The sequence below is a fragment of the Pectobacterium parvum genome (assembly GCF_020971565.1).
Classification (GTDB): Bacteria; Pseudomonadota; Gammaproteobacteria; order Enterobacterales; family Enterobacteriaceae; genus Pectobacterium; species Pectobacterium polare.
Window position 1 is genome coordinate 3128416 of sequence record NZ_CP087392.1, and the last position, 20841, is coordinate 3149256.

A 20841-nucleotide genomic window follows, 5' to 3' on the forward strand; every position below is an offset into this window, starting at 1 on the left:
CTAAGAGGTAGCCATACGACGCAATATGCTGGAACTGGCGCAGGATATCGGGCTATTATTTGAGCGCTGGCAGGTACCGCTGCCACAAAAAAGAGCGATACTATTTTACATCGCCCGGAGCGGCAACACCTCAAGACCAGCAGAGTTTATTGAGGCCGTCGCGCAGTCTCTGTCAACGGATCGGGAGGTGATCATGACTATCGCACAGCAGCTTGAGAAAATCGGGTTTGAAAAAGGTATCAAACAAGGTATGAAAGCCAGTGCTCGAAACATTGCTCGTCAGCTTCTGCTTAGCGGCATGGAACCTGCTCAGGTTTGTCAGATTACTCAGTTGAGTGCGGCGGAACTGGCGCAGCTGGTTGACTCACCGAATGACTAGGCTCTAAAGATAGTCTGCGATTATTCTCCCCTCCCTGTCTCACCATCGACGCGGTCGACTAAGAGCGCGTCGATGCGCCAATTTATACGCTCTGGATCACATTTCCTTTGCATCACCTTGTTGTATTTTGTTATGTTATTACATATCTATTTACACTAACCCTATACGTTATCCATGATCAACTGGAACAGACACACAGACGCCATTCTTCAGGTAGAGAACCTGAGCCTGTCTATTGGTGGTGAAACCAAAGTCAGTGATATCAGCTTTACGCTGTTCGCGGGTGAACGTGTCTGTTTACTCGGTGCATCCGGTTCCGGTAAATCCCTCACCGCCAAAGCGGTAATCGGCACACCGCCGTCGGGCTGCCAGGTTAGCGGCAGTATTCGAGTGAATGGCGAAGAGGTCGGCCAGTTGAAAGCGCTGGCACGCCCACCGGTTAGCCGCGTCTCTGCCGTATTCCAGGACTCCGCAACGGCGCTCAATCCCCTCATGTCGTTGGGAAAACAGCTGTCTCTGGCATTGAAAACCACCTCTTCCAGTGAGCTTTCTGCGCTTTTGGCTGCTATGAAGCTGGATGATATTCCCAACCTGCTGCAACGCTATCCTGCCGAACTGTCCGGCGGTCAGCGCCAGCGCATTTGTATTACCCTCGCTCTACTCGGCAAGACGCGCCTGCTGGTGGCGGACGAACCCACAACCGCGCTCGATGTCATGACCCAGCAGCAGGTATTGCAGGTCTTACAGGAACGTAGCACGCAGCCGGATGCTCCCGCCCTGCTGTTTATTACGCATGATATCGCCGTTGCCGCCCAGCTCTGCCAACGTGGTCTGGTGATGGAAAACGGTCAGATCGTTGAATCTGGCAGTATGCAGCAGCTACTGAATGCACCACAGCAGCCCTATACCCGCAGTCTGGTTGCTGCTGCTCGTCGCGCTGACACGCTTTTATCTGACAGTGTGTTACTGACGACGAAGGAACTGCCTTCACGCGTTGCCGGAGCACTCGCCGGATGAACCATCACCTGCATGCGGTTCCCTCACCGTTTTTAAGTCTTGAGCACGTCAGCCGTTATCGCCAGACGTCACGTTTGCCGTGGCAAAAGGCCGATCCCACCAGTGCGATTTTTCACGACCTGTCGCTGAGCCTGCAACAGCACGAACGCGTCGGGCTGGTTGGTGCGTCAGGCTGTGGTAAATCCACGCTGCTAAAAACCCTGCTCGCGCTTGAAGCGCCGGAGAGTGGCGCGGTGTACTGCGACGGCAACCTGATTACGCCCGGTTCGGTGCGTTCACTGCTCTGGTATCGCCGCCGCGTTCAATATATTCCGCAGGATCCAGCAGGCTCGCTCGCGCCGCGTCAGCGCATCGCCGATCTCCTCATCGAGCCGCTGAAGCGACTCCGCCCCGATGAGATCCGTCACGCTAATGGAAATCATTCTGCCCGACTGGGCGAAGTCATGGATCAGGTAGGACTGAGCGTCACGCTTCTGGATAAGGTCGCCGGACAGCTTTCCGGAGGACAGGCACAGCGCGTTGCGCTGGCGCGAGCGCTGATTGTTCGACCCGAGTTTTTACTGGCGGACGAGCCCGTCAGCGGTCTGGATTTGCCGCTGCGCGAACAGGTTAAAACGCAGCTTCAACGGATCACCGAACAAAACAAGATGGGCTTGCTGATGGTCTCGCACGACATTTCCATGCTCGCCGGGCTGTGCGACAGAATGCTGGTCATGGACGGCGGGCGCATTATTGAAGATCGCCCCACCGCAGAGGTGCTGGCTTCGCCGCAGCAGGCACACACAGCCCATCTGTTGCAGGCCGTACCCGCGCTATCGACGTCAGGCTATTAGCTCGCTGAAAACGTGCTTTTTACCATAAAATATCGCATCAATAACACATTCCCCGTAACGGGCTTTTTATAACGGATCATGACATGTCAGACCTTACCGCCAACCACGCCCCACGGCCTTATCCCCCGTTGCTTCTGGGTAGCCAGCTTGTTTTCAACATTGGCTTTTATGCCGTCGTGCCGTTTCTGGCGATTTTCCTGCGCGACGACATGCTGCTTTCCGGCTGGGCCATCGGGCTGGTGATTGGTTTACGCACCTTTTCTCAGCAGGGCATGTTTTTAGTCGGCGGTGCGCTGGCTGACCGCTTCGGTGCACGCATGACCATCCTGTGCGGCTGCGTCGTGCGTATCAGCGGCTATCTCCTACTGGCGTTAGGCGACTCGCTGTGGCCGATCATCCTCGGTGCCTGTCTGACCGGTGTCGGCGGTGCCCTGTTCTCCCCCGCCATTGAGGCGTTGATGGCACAGGCCGGTACGCAAAGTGAAAAAGAGGGAAAACGCAGCCGCTCCGAATGGTTCGCCCTGTTTGCGATTTGCGGCGAGTTAGGCGCAGTGCTGGGGCCGTTGCTCGGTTCGGTGCTGGCAGGATACGGATTCCAGCGCGTGGCGCTAGCCGGTGCGGGCGTGTTTGTGATTGCACTCATCATCCTGTTTTTCAGCCTGCCGCCAACGCAGCGCAATCGGGGCGAATTACAGATTGCTCCGTGGTGGGAAACTTTCCGCCAGCGCCGCTTTGTCGCGTTCATCATCGCCTACAGCGCTTACCTGTTCAGCTACAACCAGCTCTATCTGGCGCTGCCGGTTGAACTGCATCGCTCCGGCAGCAGCGAGAAAGATCTCGGTCCGCTGTTTGTCCTCGCTTCTCTGCTGGTGATTGGATTACAGCTCCCGCTGGCGCGTTTTGCTCGCCGAGTTGGCGCGGCACGCATGCTGCCACTGGGCTTTGCGCTGCTGGCTGCCTCGTTCTTTAGCGTCGCGTTGTTTGCCTCCAGTACGCCGCCTGAAGGCTGGCAGCGTCTGCTTCCTGCCATCTCGCTGATTACGCTGCTCACGCTGGGGCAGATGCTGATCGTGCCGGTCGGGATGGACCTTATCCCGCGCTTTGCCAACAACCAGAATCTGGGTGCGCACTATGGCGCGCTGGCGTCGATGGGCGGTATCGCTGTTCTCGTCGGCAACTTTGTACTCGGCAGCCAGCTTGACCGCGCGCTGACACCATCGCCACAGGCCGCCATTCCGTGGGTGCTGCTCGCCGCCGTGCCGTTGTGCAGTTCGCTGGCGATGATTGTCATCTGCCGCCCGTTTAAATCCGCTTCAACCGTGAATGAATAAGGACAGATTGATGAATATGCGTAATCGCCTGTGGTCCGTTTCCGGCTTGCTATCTACCACGCTGCTGCTTTCAGGCTGCTTCAACGAGCCGGAGGAAAATCACACCTCGCATCATGACGGTCGAATCAAACTGGCGATGCTTCAGCCGCCGCGCTCCGGCCTGACGCCGCTGAGCGATGATGCCTTTAAGCTGTCGCGTTGGAGCACGGCAGAAACGCTGGTGGTACTCGACAAACTCGGCGAAGCCCAACCTGCGCTAGCGACAAAATGGCAGCAGATCGATGATAAATCCTGGCGTTTTGAACTACGCCCGAACGTCCATTTTCACGATAACACCGCCTTAAACGCCGCCACGGTAGTGAATGCGCTCACCGTGGCCTCCACCGCCGCCCCCAAACCGCGCATTCTGGACGGCGTGCAATTAACGGTAAAAGCCGATGGCGATAACGCCGTCGTTGTCTCCACCGCTAAACCGGATCCGCTGTTGCCACAGCGTTTATCCAGCCCGCAGTTGGCGATTCTCTCTACCGCGGCATACGGTAAAAATGGCGTCGTGAATCCGATCAACGCCGGAAGCGGCCCATTCGTTCTGCGTACTGTCACTGGCACCAGCAGCGCGGTATTGGATCGATTCGACGGTTATTGGGGTGAGAAAGCACAGGCCAGCGGTATCGACGTCAGCTTTGTCTCCGACGGCACCGCGCGTGCCGCCGCCTTACGTACCGGCACGGCAGACATCGTCGAAGCCATTCCGGTTTCTCAGGCACCGCTGCTGGATCAATCGCTGGTGCATGAAGTGCCAATGCCGCGCACCAATACACTGTATCTGAATACGCGCCATGGCGTGATGCAAGATCCCGCGATGCGTGCAGCCGTGCGCGATGCGATCAATCGCCAACAGCTGGTGGATAACGTGTATGAGAAGCGCGCCGATATCGCGCAGGGTCTGTTAGGTCCCGCGCTGCCGTGGGCCGCGCAACTGCGCCAACCGGTAGCGAATCCGGTCAAAGCAGGTACGCCTGCGGGAGCGACCATCACGCTGGCCACCTTCAGCGATCGCGCCGAACTGCCTGAAGTGGCGGTCTATCTGGCACAGCAGCTCACTGCCGCTGGATTTACGGTGAAACAGGTGGTGCGTGAATACTCGCAGATCGAATCCGACGCGCTGGCAGGCAAGTTTGATGCCTTTATCTTATCGCGCGCGACGGTGCTGGATTCCGGCGATCCAGTCGCTTACCTGTACAGCGACTTCGCCTGTGAAGGGTCATTCAATATCGCCCAACTGTGCCGTCCAGAGATCGATCAGGCGCTGCAAAAAGCCGCTGCGATTCCTGCTGGTGAAGCACGCCGTCAGGCCATCATGCAGGCAGAGAACCTGATTCTTGCCAGCGATGCCGCGATCCCAATGCTGCATGAGCGTGTGATTCAAGGTGAAAACGCACAGATAAAAGACGCACTGCGCGACCCACGTGAACGCACGCTGATTAATGCCGCCACGCATATTGTTACTGGCGCAAAGTAACGGATAGCGCCCCCGCAACCAGAAAGATGACGAGTTTATGAGCGAATCGCTGTATTGCCGCACCTGTGCGACCATCAACCAGACGCAACGCCCGCGATACGGCGTGCTGATCCCGCTGTTTTCGCGGCTGCTGACGCTGGCGGGGATTGTGGTGCTGATTGGCATGTTGCCGTGGTTATCCGGTCAGGATCCGGCGCTGGCGCTGCTACGTGCCCGTTCCGGCGAGCAGGAAGCGACGGCGGAAACGCTAAACGCGATTCGTCACTCTCTTGGGCTGGATCAAGGCCCGCTGCAATTGCTGTTGAACTGGCTGACTGGCCTGTTGCACGGCGATGCAGGTAATTCCTGGGTTTCTGGTCGGCCGGTTCTTCCGGGGATGTTGCAAGCGGCGGGCGTCTCGCTCACGCTAATGGCGTCCTCGGCGCTGGTAGCCTTCACGCTGGCTGCCGTGCTGTGCGCCTCTACCTTTCGGCAGGGGTTGCGCGGTCAGATTCATCGTTCGGGCGGTTTTTTTGCCGCCTTGTTTACCGCGCTACCCGAATTCCTGCTGGCGTCGTTTCTGCTGATCGTCGGTGCCGTCTGGCTACAGTGGTTTCCCCCTTATGGCTGGCTAGGCCTGCACTACGCGGTGCTGCCGTCACTGGCGCTCGGTATTCCGGCAGGCGGTTACCTTGGCCGGATTATTGCCGACGCGCTCTCCGCCACCTTCAGCGAAAACTGGCTCACCACCTGGAGCGTAGCGGGCGTGAGCCGTCGTCATATTGCGCTGGCCGTGCTGAAACGCACGTTACCCAGCGTGATGCCGTTGGTCGGGCTGGTGCTGGTCTCGCTAACCGGCGGTGCCATCGCCGTCGAAAAAGTGTTCGCGATTCCCGGTTTGGGACGTGCAACGCTGGGGGCAGCGGCTGCGCAGGATCTGCCCGCCTTGCAGATCGGCGTGCTGATTCTCTTACTCATCGCCTCGCTGGCTGGCATCGCCGCCAGCGGCGTACGACTGCTGATTCTCGGACGTGCGCTGCGGAGCGGCGCGATGCCCGTACCGGAAGAGCGCGGTAGCCCCGCGTCTCGTCATGCTATCTGGTTGCCGATTATCTGCGTGCTGCTGCTGGCGCTTCTGTTGCTCGCTGGCCTGCCCCGCGATCCCTATACGTCGGCCTTTCTGCGCCTGCAATCGCCGTCGTTCCTGCTGCCTTTTTGCGCAGACGCGATGGGGCGTGATTTGCTGGCACGCGTCGCACACGGTACGTTAAATACCTGTCTGCTGGCGCTGGCGGTCTCGCTGGCCTGTCTGGCGATTGGCCTGTTGGTTGGGCTCTTTCCGCGCCTGCTCATCGGCCCGATTGAAGTGACTAACGCCCTGCCACCCGTGATTGCCGGGCTGCTGGTCGCTGCGGTCAATGGCCCGACGGCAACGGGCGCGGCGATTGCCGTGATTGCCGTCAGTTGGGCACCGCTCGCGGCCCACACGGCGGCGCTGGTTGCCGAAATCAATGCGCGCCCTTATATTCGGATGCTGCCGATTCTCGGCGTCGGCCCGATACGGCGCAGCCTGTTCTATATTCTGCCCGCGCTGATTGGCCCGCTTTTCCGTCACGCCATGCTGAAACTGCCTGGCATCGCGCTGGCGCTGGCCTCGCTCGGCTTTTTAGGTCTGGGCGCGTCACCGCCGACGCCGGAATGGGGACGCGTGCTGGCGGAAGGGATGCCGTATATCGAACGCGCCTTTTGGGGCGTGCTGGCACCGGCGGCTGCACTCGGCGTGCTGTCGATACTCGCGGTGAGTGCAGCGAACCTCTCCGGTCGCCACAAGCACTAGTCTATTTCAGGACACAGCTTAAGCGCCCGCTTCTCTCCACGTTCACAGCCCTGCCAGATTTCACGATGGCGGGGCTGTGCATCTTCAGTTACGCTGTGAGCTAACCTCTGCCGAAGTACAAAATTGAATATGTGTAGAGCGTGATTAGTAGAACGTGATTAAAGGAGAGAGTATGCACAACAGCGGATCCCACGTCAGTCTTACCGTCACTCAGACTCTGGATAAACTGGAAGCGCTGTATGATGATGCTGTATCGGCGCTGCGCGACGCCATCGGGGACTTCATCAATGATGGCACGCTGCCTGATGCCAACGCACGCGCGGCAGGGCTATTTGCCTACCCTGCCCTGCGCGTTAGCTGGAGTGGCAATTCGACCGGCCATCCCCGCCATCGCGCCTCTGGGCGTTTTACCCACCCCGGCAGCTACTCCACTACCGTTACCCGTCCGGCATTTTTGCATGCTTATCTGGCGGAACAGCTGGCGCTGCTGGAAGGGGATTATGACGTCACCATCGAGGTTAGCCCGTCGCAGCAGGAAATCCCGTTTCCGTACGTGCTCGACGGTTCCGACCTGATTCTTGACCGTTCGATGAGTGCCGGTATCGCCAAGCATTTCCCCACGACAGAGCTGTCGCAGATTGGGGACGAAACGGCTGATGGGCTGTTTCATGCCACCACCACGTCACCGCTGTCGCACTTCGACGCGCTGCGTACCGATTTCTCGCTGGCGCGGCTTCGCCACTACACTGGCACGCCGGTGGAACATATTCAGCCGTTCATTCTCTTCACCAACTACACGCGCTATGTCGATGAGTTTGTGCGCTGGGCCTGTGCGCAGATTGCCGATCCCGATAGTCCCTATAAGGCGCTGTCCTGCGCGGGCGGTATTTATATCACTGCCGATACGCCCAATCCCGAGCAGACGGTGTCCGATCTGGCATGGAAGAACCACCAGATGCCCGCCTATCATCTGATTCCTCGTAAGGGGAAAGGGATTACGATGGTCAACATTGGCGTCGGGCCATCCAACGCGAAAACCATCTGCGATCACCTCGCGGTGATGCGCCCACATGCCTGGCTGATGATCGGCCACTGCGGCGGCCTGCGCGAAAGCCAGTCCATCGGTGATTATGTGCTGGCGCATGCTTACCTGCGTGACGATCACGTACTGGACGCCGTACTGCCGCCGGATATCCCGATTCCCAGCATCGCCGAGGTGCAGCGCGCGCTGTATGACGCCACCAAGATGGTCAGTGGTATGCCGGGGGAAGAAGTTAAGCAGCGCCTGCGCACCGGCACGGTTGTCACCACCGATGATCGCAACTGGGAGCTACGCTATGCGGCCTCTGCTCTGCGCTTTAACCTCAGCCGCGCCGTCGCGGTAGATATGGAAAGTGCGACGATTGCCGCGCAGGGGTATCGCTTCCGTGTCCCTTACGGCACGCTGCTGTGCGTTTCGGATAAGCCGTTGCACGGTGAAATCAAGCTGCCGGGACAGGCGAACCGTTTCTATGAAGGAGCGATTTCGGAGCATTTGCAGATTGGCATCTGCGCTATCGATCTGCTGCGGGCGGAAAGCGACAAGCTGCACTCGCGTAAGCTGCGCACCTTTAACGAGCCACCGTTCCGTTAATCGAACGACGTTGTTCAGAGCAGCCGATCCCATTCAGGGGGTCAGCTGCTCTAGTGCGACTAAATACGTTATATTATAACAGACCAAATTCCATAGCGGATAAGCCCGATGAAAAAAGGTCTGTCAGTTCTGTTTCTTTCCCTCGTCGCGACACAAGCCTCAGCGTTTCAGGCTAAGATAGCTCAGTCTACTGAGACTGGATTGCGCAATATCGATGAGGCTAAGCACACCTTTTCTGGCTTTACGCCAATGGGACTCCCTGGCCAGTGCGATGCAACCGCCATTAACGGCTGCGGTTGCCCGTTTTGCACCCAACTTCGGCTCATTGGTCGCTAGGTTGTAGGTGGCATAGCAAAAGCGCCACATTCGTGGTGCTTTTCTAACGCAGGAAGATGAGACTAATTAATCTCAGGGTGCTGTTCAGACAGCTGCTTTCTTTTCTTCTCCAGTTCGGCAATTTGCTCATCAACCTCTTCTATTTTCAGCTCAATATTGTCGTACTGTTCCTGCAACAGCTCTTTGGCTTCCGTCCGATCCGATGCCGCTGGCGTTGCGCCTTTCAGCGGCTGGTTAGCGGTTTCACGCATCGACATCCCGGTAATCAGGCCGATCAGCCCAATCACCATCAGGTAATACGCCGGCATATATAAGTTGCCAGTCGATTCCACCAGCCACGCTGCCGCCGTTGGCGTAAAGCCCGCAATCAGCACGGAAACGTTAAATGAGGTCGCCAGCGCGCTATAGCGAATATGCGTAGGGAACAAGGCAGGAAGCGTTGAAGCCATCACGCCCGTGAAAGAGTTCAGCAGTACGGCCAGCATCAGTAATCCGCAGAAAATCAGCCCAATCACATCGCTGTTAATCAAGATGAAGCTGGGCACCGACAGCAGCAGCAGCCCAATACTGCCGCAAATAATAAACGGCTTACGCCCATAGCGGTCGCTCATCAGCCCCATCACCGGCTGATCGAATAGCATCCCGATCATGACAGCAATAATAATCATCACCCCATGATCTTCCGAGTAATTCAGGCTATGTGAAAGGTAGCTCGGCATATAGGTCAACAGCATGTAATAGGTGACATTGGTGGTAATCACCATCCCAATACACACCAGCAGACCTCTCCATTGCTTAGTCACAATTTCACGCAGAGAAATCTTCGGTGGAGATTGGATGCTGTCTTTTGATTCTTTATCAATCTTGTCAACGTGCTGTTGGAATGTCGGCGTTTCTTCCAGCGCATGGCGCAAATAAATCCCGATTAATCCGAGCGGTGCGGCAATAAAGAACGGAATACGCCATCCCCATTCCAGAAAACTCTCTTCTCCCACGATGGAAGAAATTAACACCACGACGCCTGCCCCCATTACGAACCCGGCAATAGAGCCGAAATCCAGCCAGCTTCCTAAAAAACCGCGTCGTCTGTCCGGGGAATATTCGGCAACGAAAATCGCCGCGCCGGTATATTCTCCCCCGACGGAGAATCCCTGAGCCAGTTTCGCCAACAGCAGTAATATCGGTGCCCAAATACCAATCGATTCATAGGACGGAATCAAGCCGATACAGAATGTGCTCACTGACATGATAATAATGGTGATCGACAGGACTTTCTGGCGACCAAATTTATCCCCCATCGCGCCAAAAAATATCCCGCCGAGTGGCCGAACCAAAAAGGGAACCGAGAACGTTGCCAGCGCGGCAATCATTTGTACGCCGGGATCGGCTCCGGGGAAAAAGACCTGTCCGAGTGCATACGCCACAAAGCCATATACGCCAAAATCAAACCATTCCATCGCATTACCCAATGCGGCAGCGGTAATGGCTTTTTTGAGCCTGCCATTATCAATAATGGTAATGTCCTGAATTTTCATCGGTTCAATTTTTTTCTTTTTTAATCTCATCCTTTTTTCCTTTGCTTAAAAAACGACCCTTTATTAAAAATACAACGCTCTCTTTCATACACAGGGAACCACCCGACTGCGCGCTGAAAAATGAACAACTTATTAGTCGCAATATTCATTACACGTTGATACTGCTGGATGAAGTATAGAAGAATTTGGACAAAAGCTCGGATTCAGACACCGCATGCCGAAATAACGCACGGGAATATAATAAAAGGAAAATAACGGTAAATAGTTATGACAAAATCATCATATTAATGTCAGTGGGGTATTTTTACTTACGTGAAGTAATCATTTTTGGGTTGCGGTTAAAATAACGTGTAAATGCCAGACTGAAATTAGCGGGATATCGATAGCCAACTTGCCAGGCAGTCTGCGCCACCTGAAATCCCTGTTCCAGTAGCTGATGCGCTTGCTCCATCCGCATCCGCAATAGCATCTGACCCGGCGTGGTCGCAAAGCAGCGGTGAAACCCAAGTTTGAGTCTGGATTCACTCATTCCCGCCTGAGCCGCAATGCAGGCCAGCGTCAGCGGTTCGGCCAAATGCTCACGCATCCAGCGACATACTTGATCCAATTGCTGCCGTTCCTGTGGGTGAATACCGCCGCGTCTTTCTTCCGGTTGTAGGACGTGCCGATACTGCGCCAGCAGGCTTAAGGCATGGATATGGCGATTTAGCAGTTCGCTATCACCGCACAGCGCATTGACGTGAACCTGACTGGCCGCAGAGATGGGCGTAAACATACGCTGCTGTACGCCGTCGTCACTGAACAACTGCTCCGTACAGCCATCGCCAAAATAGCGCGCCGCCACCGTTTTCCCCACCAGCAGCCGTAGCTGATCGACCTGCTGCTGAGCCTGATAATGGCGCTCGCCTGTGCTGGCACCAAACGTCGTAATCGTGACATGCTGCTGGCGAAACCAGATCGATGAACCGCCGCAATCGTAATAAGCAGACTCCCCTGCCAACGCAAACGTCATAACCAGCATCGGCTGCGAATGCAGGTTCTGCGTTTCTTCCACCAAGGCACGACGCGGGCGATATTGTGAACGAGCCAGCGACAGGTCTGCATCAATACAGCTGAAATCCGACCAGCATTCGCCAATGCCGTCCGGCAGTATTCGACGCGAATCAGAACGATTCACCTCACTCATCCGGCACCGATCGCCTGACGGTAGTCCCTCTCGCATCTGCCGCTGTCTTTGCGCCATCTTCCCCCCGCCGTTTGGCATATGAAAAACGCCGTCTCGCATAACAATGAACATAATAACGATTCTCATTTATATATAGCATATTCCCTATCGACTGACCATCAATGGGAAAAACCACGTATGAATCCATTAGAGACGTTATGGCAACTTGCCGCCAGCAGCGTGAAGGCTGACGCCTTACATCTGGCGTTGGAACAGCAGATTTTCGACAGGCTGGAAGAAGTCACTACGCCGCAACAGCTGGCGGAAGCGCTGGGCTGGCAGCAGGAGAAAACCGGATTCCTGCTTGAGATCCTGTGGAGCATGCAGTTATTGACCCGTCATCACGACGGCTATCGCATCGCTCCAACCTGTGCCACCGTGCTCTGTCGCAGCAGTTCGCGTTTTCTGGGCGACGCCTGGCGTTTTCGCCTCACCAGTCTGCGCCAATTTGGTCAGGGGCTCGGCGACGGTATGTGTCAGCCGCTGCTGACGCAGTTGAGCGAGTTGCCACGCGATGCGGCGTGGGCCAGCGCGGCGGAACAGCAGATCGCTCAGGAACAGCGGGCGGTAACGGCTGACCATGCCGAGCAGTTGATCGCCAATCTGCCGGATTTCTCGCAAATCAAACACGTTCTCGATCTGGGCGGCGGCCCCGGCTGGGTGGCGATTACGCTGGCGCTGCGTCACGCTCAGATCTCCGGTACGGTGTATGACCTGCCGCAGACCGCCACCGTGGCACAGCGCAATATCGACTCAGCCGGATTATCCGCACGACTGTCGGCACAAAGCGGCACATTGCCCAGCGAGAAATACAATCTGATCTGGAGTTCTTCGTTCCTGCATTTTGTCGAAGATATCCCCGCCATGCTGACCACGCTCCACGATACGCTGACACCGGAGGGCACGCTGATTCTGGCACAGGCAGAAATTGCCGAAGCGCCGGAGGATGCCGCACCGGTTCTGCCGTTCTACCTGCCGATGCAAATGAGTGGACGCCACGTCACGCGGGAAGGTCAACTGACGCAGTGGCTACTCGCTGCGGGCTTCGCCTCTGTCGAAACTCGTCGTCATCAGCCATTTCCCATGGTACCGCTGAATGTGCTGATCGCCCGTAAAGGCAATTGAGTCATGTCGAAAAATCGTATCGGGAACCGGATAAAAAAAGCCAGTCAGTAAGGGCTGACTGGCTTTCGGAGTGAACCTAATAGGGGGCTGCGTGTTTCCGTCTCGTTTTTCACTCTACCGCATATTCCTTCATTTTATTTTCGTCAGGCATGGTGCCATTGAGTTTTTTGATCACTTCCTTCGCTTCTTTCAGCACTCGGGCACATTGCTCGCGCGTGATGGTAAGCGGCGGCTCAATCCTGACCGATTTGGCATTATTCAAGGTGCCCGCAACCAGAACATTACATTGAAACAGCTCTTTCGCGAAGGCATAGCCGATCTCGTTTTTCCTGAACTCGATAGCCTGTAACAGCCCCATTCCTCGTGCTTCGATAATCAATTGAGGATACTCAGCCGCCAGTTGCCGTAAGCCCTGCAATAAATATTCCCCCTGTACGGTCGCCTGTTCCGGCAGATTCTTCGTCAGCAACTCATTGACCGTCGCCAGCGCCGCCGCGCAGGCCAGCGGATTGCCGCCAAACGTGGTGGTATGCAGGAACGGATTTTCAAACAGCACGGAGAATACCTCTTCCGTCGCCACCGTGGCACCGATCGGCATCACGCCGCCGCCCAGCGCCTTCGCCAGACACAGAATGTCAGGCTGCACGCCATAATGCTCACAGGCGAACATCTTGCCCGTGCGCCCCATGCCGGTTTGCACCTCATCCAGAATCAGCAATGCCCCGACCTCATCGCATAATGCTCTGACCGCAGGCAAGTAATTTTCCGGTGGCACAATCACGCCGCCTTCTCCCTGAATCGGCTCAAGGATGATGGCAGCCACGTCATCGCCGGTCTTCTGGCATTGCTCAACCTGCTTGCGCATCGCGCTGATGTCACCAAAAGCAACATGATGGAAGCCGGGCAACAGCGGCATGAAAGGACGACGAAACGCGGGTTTGGCGGTGGCGGAAAGTGCGCCCAGCGATTTCCCGTGGAAAGCGCCTGTCGCGGCGATAAAGGTATATTTACCGCGCGGTGACTGGTAGGCCTTCGCCAGCTTTAAAGCCGCCTCAACCGATTCCGTTCCGCTATTGCAGAAGAAGCTGTATTTCAGATCGCCTGGCGTCAGCGCCGCCAGCGTTTTTGCCAGTAATCCCCGCAGCGGGTCGAGCAGTTCCTGACTGTGCAGCGGTTGTCTGGCGAGCTGGCGCTCAACGGCAGCAATGACGTTAGGGTTACGATGCCCAACGTTAAAAATGCCGTAACCGCCGAGGCAGTCCAGATATTCATTCCCTTGGGTATCAATCAGCGTATTCGGGCCGCTGGCGCGCCATTCGACTGCGCCGTAATCGCCGCCGGTGGTGACAGATTTTCGGTACTCCAGAAAACCTGGGTTGACGTATTCACGAAAACAACTCAAAACTTCTCGATTCAGTGCCGCCATGTCATCGTGGGATAGCGTGTCACTATGAATCCAATGCAGCGCCTGCTGAGTACACTCTAGCGGGTTAAGGTGGGCGTTTGATCTGGACAAAATGCGCTCCTTGAAAACGGACATCACGCGATGCCACTTTAATTAATGCACATAACACGCCAGTCGCCCGCCCCAAATCAGAATAAAATACAAAAACGCGATCTAATCCAAAAATTCAGTAGATGATTTGAACTAAATACGAAGATATGGAATTAATAACCAACAAGAATGGCAAATGCCAGTATGAAGAAAATCAAAGTAACGTGTGATGCCCTGCTTTTGCCCAGCGCGCCCTTTTTTGGGGCACGCCGGGGCTGGACAAACGCGCTATATCATTACCCGCTTCTCGTGCAGGACAAACAGAATCCCTAAGCAGGCAGAAGATCCTCAGTGCCGGATCATGATATGACGCACGATGGTGTAATCCTCCAGACCGTACATCAACATATCCTTGACATAGCCGGACAGCTTCTGCCCGCCGTGTGGCATTTCGCTCACCAACATGAAGTGGGTGTTCACCCAGGTACAGCCGTACTGAAGGCACGCAGCCAGACGGTGCGCCCGCCCGATATCGCGCGTCCAGACCGACGAGGCCAGCCCATAGTGCGAGGCATTCGCCCAGCCAATCACCTGCGCTTCATCGTCAAATGGCGTGATGGAGATAACCGGTCCAAACACCTCTTTCTGGACGATTTCATCTTCCTGCTTTGCCGCAGCCAGCACGGCTGCATCAACCTGTCGTTCCGTTCTGCAACTCGCGGCATTCCACTAGGGCGCGTTGCCCGATGTTTTCTGCGTCTGCGTAGCGGCCTGTCTGGCTTCTTCCGCCAGCGCTTCAATCTCTTCTTCCGTCAACTGCTCTGATGCCTCATGCACCTTTGCCAGCCCTTCGCTGACCGTCACGGCTTTAGGATCCTGCGTTGAGTCCTTCGTGGTCATCTCTGTATCTCCTGATTAAATAATAAGCCAGCAAGATAAGTGTAGTCGATGGCGAGAATCCGCCAATCTGAAGAAGATTTAACTCTGCTTTCCGGTTCGTCATATGTGATAATAATTATCAATTACATTAAATTTATACCCTAAATAATTCGAGTTGCAGGACAAAACGTTAGCGTTTTGAACAACGCAAGGCGTTGGCCCACAGGGCGAGGCTCATTTATGTGCCTCGTAACGCGGCAAGAGAAGGAATCCCGATGAGCTTACATAAGTAATTGATTCGGTTGACTAAACGCAGCCAACGCACAAGCAACTTGAAGTATGACGGGTATATTATTCAGGGCCTTACCCCGTCGACATCAACGGACAGGATCGCTATGGAGAGCGCCGTGGCAAGGGAAAAGGGTTCTATTGCCGCAGAGTCGGCGGGAAGGTCACCTGACGGGACGTTGGCATGTCAGAGTCTGAACTCAGAATGCTGTTCAACCACTATGCAGAGCGGTTAGAACGCTATATCAATCATAAACTGCGCGACCCTCAGGCAGCGGCAGATCTGGTGCAAGAGAGTTTTTTACGGTTGGCGCAACGGCTGGAACAGCAAGATGATGTAGACGACAAGAAGGCGTATCTCTATAAGACAGCAAATAATTTGCTGCTTGATCATGTCCGCCACCAGCAGCGCTGGCAGATGGCGACATCCGTTGACGACGCGGAGGCGACGCTGGAATATCTGCCGGATGCTGCGCCCCAGCTCGATCAAACGGCCATCGCCCAGCAGGAGCTGGAACGTCTGGCAAACGTACTGGCGACGCTGCCTGAACGCACGCAGCTGATTTTTCATCTGCATCGGTTTGAACACATGACGCAGGCGCAAATTGCTCAGCAGTTGGAGATTTCCCTCAGCACTGTTGAGAAGCATCTTGCCTTGACGCTGAGTGCAATGATGACGATCCGCGCCTCGTGAAACGCATCGCCCATCGTGAAATAATCACAAATTATTTACGGGTTTATTGCCGCCAGACGTCTACGTATTTAGAGACCCTACACACTCCAGGCCTACAACATGAACGATTATCCCCCTGAAATCCAACAGCAGGCAGCACGCTGGGCCATCCGTTTGGCCGAAGCGCCGCTGGACGATGAACAGGAACTGACATTCCAACACTGGCTGGCACAGGATCCGCGCCATCGCCACGCGTTGGAACAGGCAGGGAGGCTCTGGCACGGGCTCGGATCACTCAGCAGCGAGCAGCGCCAGGTGCTGCAACCACAACCGCCAGCAACCTTTCTCATCAGGCGCGTTAATCGTGCAACGCAGTGGAAAATCGCCGCCTTGCTGCTACTGGGTTTCAGTCTCGGCGCGACGTGGATTTCCGACGGCATCCTCATACTGCGCTCGGATTATCATGCAGCGCATCAGGTCAAACACGTTACGCTGCCGGACGGCAGTGAAGTCGATATGGATGCGGGCAGCGCCATTTCGCTCGCCTACACATCGCAAGAACGGCGCATCACGCTGCTGCAAGGTTCCGCCTGGTTCACCGTCGCCCCAACGACCGCACAGGAAAAACGCCCTTTCCTAGTTGATGCCGCATCAGGCACCACACAGGCGCTGGGCACGCAGTTCATCGTGCAGAATTCACCACAGACCACGACCGTCGGCGTGGTGGAACACAGCGTTCAGATAACGGCAAACGGGCAAACGCTGCGGCTTGATGAACAACAGGCGGCACGCTATACCGAACAAGGGATGACTCAGCTCCCCGGCTGGAATAGCCGCGAACGCGGCGACTGGCGACGCGGCCTGCTGATCTTCGATCAACAACCGCTGGCTATTGTGATCGCACGTATCAATCAGTATCGATCGGGTACGATCGTTATCCCTATATCAGCACTGCGCCAGCGTCAGGTTAGCGGCATCTTTTCGCTGAACGAGCTGGATGGCGCGCTGCAAACCATCGCCACCGAGCTAGGTGCCAAAACGGTTTCACTCCCCGGCGTCACGGTGCTGTACTAATCCTTTCTTCCATCTGTCTTACCCACTCCTACCACGCCGCTCAGGCGTGGTAATCACGCATAAATTCCCTTTACGTTCACAAGGCCGCAACGCGCCGGAGAAAAAATTTAAATATTTTTTACGGGTTCTGTCATCTCAGCCGTCTTCATATTTAGGTAATGATTTTTATTATCATTTTCATTAATAAAAAGAGGGCTGATTATCCCTTTGTTTATTAATGCTTATTGATGATTTAACCGATGGCAGACCAGACGAAAAATGTTTAAAAGAACACAACAGCAAGACAGCCGCTTGTTACAACGTAATCCACTTTCTCTTGCCGTCGGCATCGCACTGTCGTTGTCTGGCTCGCTCCACTATGCACAAGCAGAAACGCAGGCCGCCAGCGTTCAGGAGGCGGCTCGTCAAAGCTCCGCCTTTTCCATTGGCGCGCAGCCGTTGAGCAGCGCGTTGCTGCGTTTCGCCGAACAGGCGGGGTTACAGGTCTTTTTTGCCGACGTTAAACTGGAAAATATGCAGGCCGTTGCGCTTCAAGGGCGCTTCACGCCAGAACAAGGGCTGCGCAGGCTGATCGGTGCTAATCCAGTTGATTTCCAGATCGGCAGCAATGGCGTCATTACCCTTCGCCTTCGTTCAGTCAACGTCGATACAGCAAAAATAGACGACGTGATGACGGTTCGCGCATTTACCGTCGCCAATCCCAGCGACTGGATCTACGAACAGCCGCGCGCCATTAGCGTTATTTCACGCGAGCAGATGGATAACCGCCCTTCCCGCCACGCCGCTGACCTGCTGGAGCAGTCCGCTGGCGTTTACTCCAGCGTCAGCCAGCAGGACCCGTCGCTGTCGGTCAACATCCGCGGCATACAGGACTTCGGTCGCGTGAATATGAACATCGACGGCGTGCGGCAGAATTTTCAAAAAACTGGCTACGGCCAGCGCAATGGACAGATGTATATCGATTCGGAGCTGCTCTCCGGCGCAACGATTGAAAAAGGCGCGACAAACGTGATGGGCAGCGCGGGTACATTGGGCGGTGTCGCTACATTTAACACCGTCAGCGCTCAAGATTTTCTGGCTCCGGGTAAAGAGCTGGGCGGAAAACTGCATGCCAGCACGGGCGATAACGGAACGCATTTTATCGGCAGCGGCGTGCTCGCACTGGGTAACGAAACTGGCGACATTCTGGTCGGTGCCAGCGAGCGTCATTTGGGCGACTACTGGCCGGGCAATGATGGCAATCTCGGTAATATCCGTATCCCTGGAAATTCAAGTAACTACGAAGCGTGGGCGAATAACTTAAAGCATCAGAAAGTGGCCAGTGCGGCCTACACCATGCGCTCGCGGCTGGCGAAAATCGGCTGGAATCTGCCAGCTAATCAGCGCTTCCAGCTCAGCTATATGCAAACGCAAACCTCTTCTGAAAATGCCGGGACGTTGTCTAACCTGTCCAATACCGAACTAGGTTGGAAGGCCAGCGGGCACAGCGAGATTATGGCACGCAGTACCGCGCTGGATTATAGCCTGAAACCGGACAACCAGCGCTGGCTGGATTTTAAGGCCAAGATTTATTACGCCGATACCAATAACGACACCGAGAATTATGCTGTTTCCAATACCAGCGCGTATCACGAGAGCACGCGGTTACGCACCTACGGGGTACAAGCGCAGAATACCTCGACGCTATGGCAGCAGGGCCCTCACGATCTGAAAGCCGACTACGGGCTGGACTTCTATTACGACAAGATCACCACGGACAGCGCCAATAGCACCGCCAGTAACGCGACCCCAGAAGGGACGCGTGCAATGGCCAGCCTGTTCGCGAATCTGAATTACGCGTATGACGAGTGGGTAACACTGCAAGGTGGCCTGCGGTACGATCGCTATCGGTTACGCGGCACCACCAGCATCAGCTATCGGGAAATCCCCTATACCGTTACGAATCCCTGCACTACACGGTCGATCGCACTCTGCCCGTCGTTCGTGACCACCACGCAGGATTGGAATATCGATGACGAACACGGCAAGCTGTCCCCCACGCTGTTTGCTGGTGTCCGCCCTGGCGTCGAATGGCTACAGCTGTACACCAGCTACGGCATGTCGTGGCGTCCGCCGTCCGTCAGCGAAACCTTTGCCAACGGCACCTACAGTGCGGGCAACTATTATCTCTATCCGAACCCCAATCTTAAGCCGGAGCGTTCCCGCGCCTGGGAGGTCGGGTTCAATATTCAGCAGCCCGATCTGCTCGTCGATGGCGACAGGCTGGTCAGCAAGGTGTCCTATTTCGACACCCGAATCAACAACTACATCAGCCTGAACGGTGCACGTAATAAGCCGGGCTATAACGGCTATTCCCTTAGCAACTCCGTGTTCCAGAACAATCTGGCGAAGAGCCGCTTCCGCGGCATGGAATACCAGCTCAATTACGACGCAGGCTTTCTGTATGTCGATGCCACCTACACTCACATGATCGGCAATAACGATTTCTGTGCACCGGTGGCCTGGATGGGTGGCGTCACCACCGTCGGCGGTTCCCGAGGCAATTATTACTCCACACCTGTCGATACCACGGCCAGCGATGCCTCTTGCCAGAAAACGCTGCTATTCAGCAACGCCGCCTACCTGCCGGGCGACCGCGGTTCCGTCACGCTCGGGACGCGCATCTTCGATCGCAAGCTGGATATGGGCGTCACGATGCGTTTTGCTCCCGGCTATCAGGATGCTGCCGCACCGGCCAACTCCGCCTATTTAGCCGACTGGCCAAAGTATGAAGTTTACGATCTGTACGCCAGCTATCGTCTGACTGACAGCCTGACGGTGCGCGGTTCCGTCGAGAATATCGCTAACCGTACTTACATCGTGAGCTATGGCGAATCACTGGGTTACACGCCAAGCCGGGGAAGAACGGTGCAGGCTGGCGTGGAGTACCGATTCTAATTTCTCTGCTTCCCTGCGCGGGAGGCAGGAAAACAAAGGGGATGGGATGGCTCATCCTCTTTTACGACAGACACGAATGACCGTGCCTGTCGATCGTTAGTTAATGAGGAATCTATTATGAGTTTTGCAATTACCTACGATGCCTACTATGCCAATTACAGCATTGCCAGCTACCTGACTGAATGGTCTGCAGCATTTGGCGACGTTAATCATACCGCGGGTAATACACAAGTCGGTGGCAATAATACCGGGGGCTTTTACGGCGGCGACACCTTTATAGACGGTACTCAATATGCGATCACGAGTACGCAGAACGACTTTTCTGCACTTATTGCAGGCGGCGATCTGACCTATAGCCTCTTCACCCCGCCGGCCCACACGCTGTACGGCGATCTGGACACCCTGTCCTTCGGCAATGTCCTGCAAGGCGGCACCACTGCGGGCACCACGTATTCTCTCGTTGAGCCGGAAGTGACCTTCAGCGGACTGGACCTCTCCACGGACATTGCCAACCAGACCGTTAGCGATCGCGGCGTGGTGCATGACGTGATTTACGGTCTGATGGGCGGTCAGGTTCAGCCGCTGCTGACTGCGCTGAGCAATGCGGGTATCGATATTAACGCGAGCCTGGACAGCCTGAACTTCGCCACAGCGACCGCCGATGCTGCGCTTTCTACCGATACCGTGGTTGACGTCGTTGGCGTCGCCGAAACCGCCGATCTGTTGGCGGCATAAGAAAACGG

Annotated in this window: 16 protein-coding genes and 2 pseudogenes; 13 read left to right on the forward strand and 5 right to left on the reverse strand. The window is 55.8% G+C overall.

Annotated features, from left to right (window positions below):
* Positions 1–19: 19 nt before the first annotated feature.
* The 8 genes and pseudogenes from LOZ86_RS14090 to LOZ86_RS14125 all read left to right on the forward strand — a co-directional run.
* Positions 20–379 (forward strand): annotated as a pseudogene (locus LOZ86_RS14090) (RpnC/YadD family protein); the annotation flags it as partial.
* A gap of 174 nt (positions 380–553) precedes the next feature.
* Entirely contained in the window at positions 554–1396 is an 843-nt protein-coding gene (locus LOZ86_RS14095; protein WP_181892569.1) for an ATP-binding cassette domain-containing protein, read from the forward strand.
* Positions 1393–2229 (forward strand): ABC transporter ATP-binding protein, encoded by an 837-nt coding sequence (locus LOZ86_RS14100; RefSeq protein WP_039484359.1) that lies wholly within the window; start codon positions 1393–1395, stop codon positions 2227–2229. Before LOZ86_RS14095 ends, LOZ86_RS14100 begins: the two co-directional genes overlap by 4 nt.
* A gap of 83 nt (positions 2230–2312) precedes the next feature.
* Positions 2313–3560, forward strand: a complete 1248-nt coding sequence (locus LOZ86_RS14105) for an MDR family MFS transporter (RefSeq protein WP_039484355.1) — start codon at positions 2313–2315, stop codon at positions 3558–3560.
* Between the two features lie 10 nt (positions 3561–3570).
* Positions 3571–5082, forward strand: a complete 1512-nt coding sequence (locus LOZ86_RS14110; RefSeq protein ID WP_039484352.1) for an ABC transporter substrate-binding protein — start codon at positions 3571–3573, stop codon at positions 5080–5082.
* A 37-nt stretch (positions 5083–5119) separates the two neighbouring features.
* Positions 5120–6898, forward strand: coding sequence for an ABC transporter permease subunit (locus LOZ86_RS14115; protein ID WP_230242172.1), 1779 nt, complete (start codon positions 5120–5122; stop codon positions 6896–6898).
* 172 nt (positions 6899–7070) lie between these two features.
* On the forward strand, positions 7071–8531 hold the full coding sequence (locus LOZ86_RS14120; RefSeq protein ID WP_230242173.1) for an AMP nucleosidase: 1461 nt from the start codon (positions 7071–7073) through the stop codon (positions 8529–8531).
* Positions 8532–8639: 108 nt separating this feature from the next.
* Positions 8640–8867: a hypothetical protein gene (locus tag LOZ86_RS14125; RefSeq protein ID WP_039484344.1), complete on the forward strand. Its 228-nt coding sequence runs from the start codon at positions 8640–8642 to the stop codon at positions 8865–8867.
* Between the two features lie 62 nt (positions 8868–8929).
* On the opposite strand, the gene proP is transcribed toward LOZ86_RS14125, so the two are convergent.
* On the reverse strand, positions 8930–10432 hold the full coding sequence (proP, locus tag LOZ86_RS14130) for a glycine betaine/L-proline transporter ProP (protein WP_230242175.1): 1503 nt from the start codon (positions 10430–10432) through the stop codon (positions 8930–8932).
* A gap of 274 nt (positions 10433–10706) precedes the next feature.
* Positions 10707–11699, reverse strand: a complete 993-nt coding sequence (locus LOZ86_RS14135; protein WP_306440215.1) for an AraC family transcriptional regulator — start codon at positions 11697–11699, stop codon at positions 10707–10709.
* Positions 11700–11765: 66 nt separating this feature from the next.
* On the opposite strand from LOZ86_RS14135, the gene LOZ86_RS14140 reads away from it, so the two are divergent.
* Positions 11766–12752, forward strand: a complete 987-nt coding sequence (locus LOZ86_RS14140; protein WP_039484338.1) for a class I SAM-dependent methyltransferase — start codon at positions 11766–11768, stop codon at positions 12750–12752.
* 109 nt (positions 12753–12861) lie between these two features.
* Here the strand turns inward: LOZ86_RS14140 and ygjG are convergent, their stop codons facing one another.
* From ygjG to LOZ86_RS14155, 3 genes and pseudogenes are all read right to left on the reverse strand, one after another.
* Positions 12862–14217, reverse strand: a complete 1356-nt coding sequence (gene ygjG / locus LOZ86_RS14145) for a putrescine aminotransferase (RefSeq protein WP_392391707.1) — start codon at positions 14215–14217, stop codon at positions 12862–12864.
* 378 nt (positions 14218–14595) lie between these two features.
* Positions 14596–14931: pseudogene (locus tag LOZ86_RS14150) on the reverse strand (aldehyde dehydrogenase family protein); the annotation flags it as partial.
* A gap of 45 nt (positions 14932–14976) precedes the next feature.
* On the reverse strand, positions 14977–15147 hold the full coding sequence (locus LOZ86_RS14155; RefSeq protein WP_165707367.1) for a hypothetical protein: 171 nt from the start codon (positions 15145–15147) through the stop codon (positions 14977–14979).
* Between the two features lie 451 nt (positions 15148–15598).
* Between LOZ86_RS14155 and LOZ86_RS14160 the strand changes: the two genes are divergently transcribed.
* From LOZ86_RS14160 to LOZ86_RS14175, 4 genes are all read left to right on the forward strand, one after another.
* The gene (locus LOZ86_RS14160) at positions 15599–16108 is read left to right on the forward strand and encodes an RNA polymerase sigma factor (protein ID WP_039484331.1); all 510 of its coding nucleotides are present in this window, start codon (positions 15599–15601) and stop codon (positions 16106–16108) included.
* A 99-nt stretch (positions 16109–16207) separates the two neighbouring features.
* Entirely contained in the window at positions 16208–17161 is a 954-nt protein-coding gene (locus LOZ86_RS14165; protein WP_039512446.1) for a FecR family protein, read from the forward strand.
* Between the two features lie 258 nt (positions 17162–17419).
* Complete coding sequence (locus LOZ86_RS14170; protein ID WP_111778650.1) at positions 17420–20098, forward strand: TonB-dependent receptor; 2679 nt, start codon at positions 17420–17422, stop codon at positions 20096–20098.
* A 117-nt stretch (positions 20099–20215) separates the two neighbouring features.
* Complete coding sequence (locus LOZ86_RS14175) at positions 20216–20833, forward strand: heme acquisition protein HasA (protein ID WP_039484324.1); 618 nt, start codon at positions 20216–20218, stop codon at positions 20831–20833.
* The last annotated feature ends 8 nt before the right edge of the window (positions 20834–20841 follow it).

What these genes read in the sequence shown, in the direction of transcription:
- LOZ86_RS14175 (WP_039484324.1), top strand. Translation starts at nt 20,216, where the DNA reads ATGAGTTTTGCAATTACCTACGATGCCTACTATGCCAATTACAGCATT.
- LOZ86_RS14120 (WP_230242173.1), top strand. Translation starts at nt 7,071, where the DNA reads ATGCACAACAGCGGATCCCACGTCAGTCTTACCGTCACTCAGACTCTG.
- LOZ86_RS14165 (WP_039512446.1), top strand. Translation starts at nt 16,208, where the DNA reads ATGAACGATTATCCCCCTGAAATCCAACAGCAGGCAGCACGCTGGGCC.
- proP (WP_230242175.1), bottom strand. Translation starts at nt 10,432, where the DNA reads ATGAGATTAAAAAAGAAAAAAATTGAACCGATGAAAATTCAGGACATT.
- LOZ86_RS14100 (WP_039484359.1), top strand. Translation starts at nt 1,393, where the DNA reads ATGAACCATCACCTGCATGCGGTTCCCTCACCGTTTTTAAGTCTTGAG.
- LOZ86_RS14105 (WP_039484355.1), top strand. Translation starts at nt 2,313, where the DNA reads ATGTCAGACCTTACCGCCAACCACGCCCCACGGCCTTATCCCCCGTTG.
- LOZ86_RS14135 (WP_306440215.1), bottom strand. Translation starts at nt 11,699, where the DNA reads ATGTTCATTGTTATGCGAGACGGCGTTTTTCATATGCCAAACGGCGGG.
- LOZ86_RS14125 (WP_039484344.1), top strand. Translation starts at nt 8,640, where the DNA reads ATGAAAAAAGGTCTGTCAGTTCTGTTTCTTTCCCTCGTCGCGACACAA.
- LOZ86_RS14115 (WP_230242172.1), top strand. Translation starts at nt 5,120, where the DNA reads ATGAGCGAATCGCTGTATTGCCGCACCTGTGCGACCATCAACCAGACG.
- LOZ86_RS14155 (WP_165707367.1), bottom strand. Translation starts at nt 15,147, where the DNA reads ATGACCACGAAGGACTCAACGCAGGATCCTAAAGCCGTGACGGTCAGC.
- LOZ86_RS14095 (WP_181892569.1), top strand. Translation starts at nt 554, where the DNA reads ATGATCAACTGGAACAGACACACAGACGCCATTCTTCAGGTAGAGAAC.
- LOZ86_RS14160 (WP_039484331.1), top strand. Translation starts at nt 15,599, where the DNA reads ATGTCAGAGTCTGAACTCAGAATGCTGTTCAACCACTATGCAGAGCGG.
- LOZ86_RS14110 (WP_039484352.1), top strand. Translation starts at nt 3,571, where the DNA reads ATGAATATGCGTAATCGCCTGTGGTCCGTTTCCGGCTTGCTATCTACC.
- LOZ86_RS14140 (WP_039484338.1), top strand. Translation starts at nt 11,766, where the DNA reads ATGAATCCATTAGAGACGTTATGGCAACTTGCCGCCAGCAGCGTGAAG.
- LOZ86_RS14170 (WP_111778650.1), top strand. Translation starts at nt 17,420, where the DNA reads ATGTTTAAAAGAACACAACAGCAAGACAGCCGCTTGTTACAACGTAAT.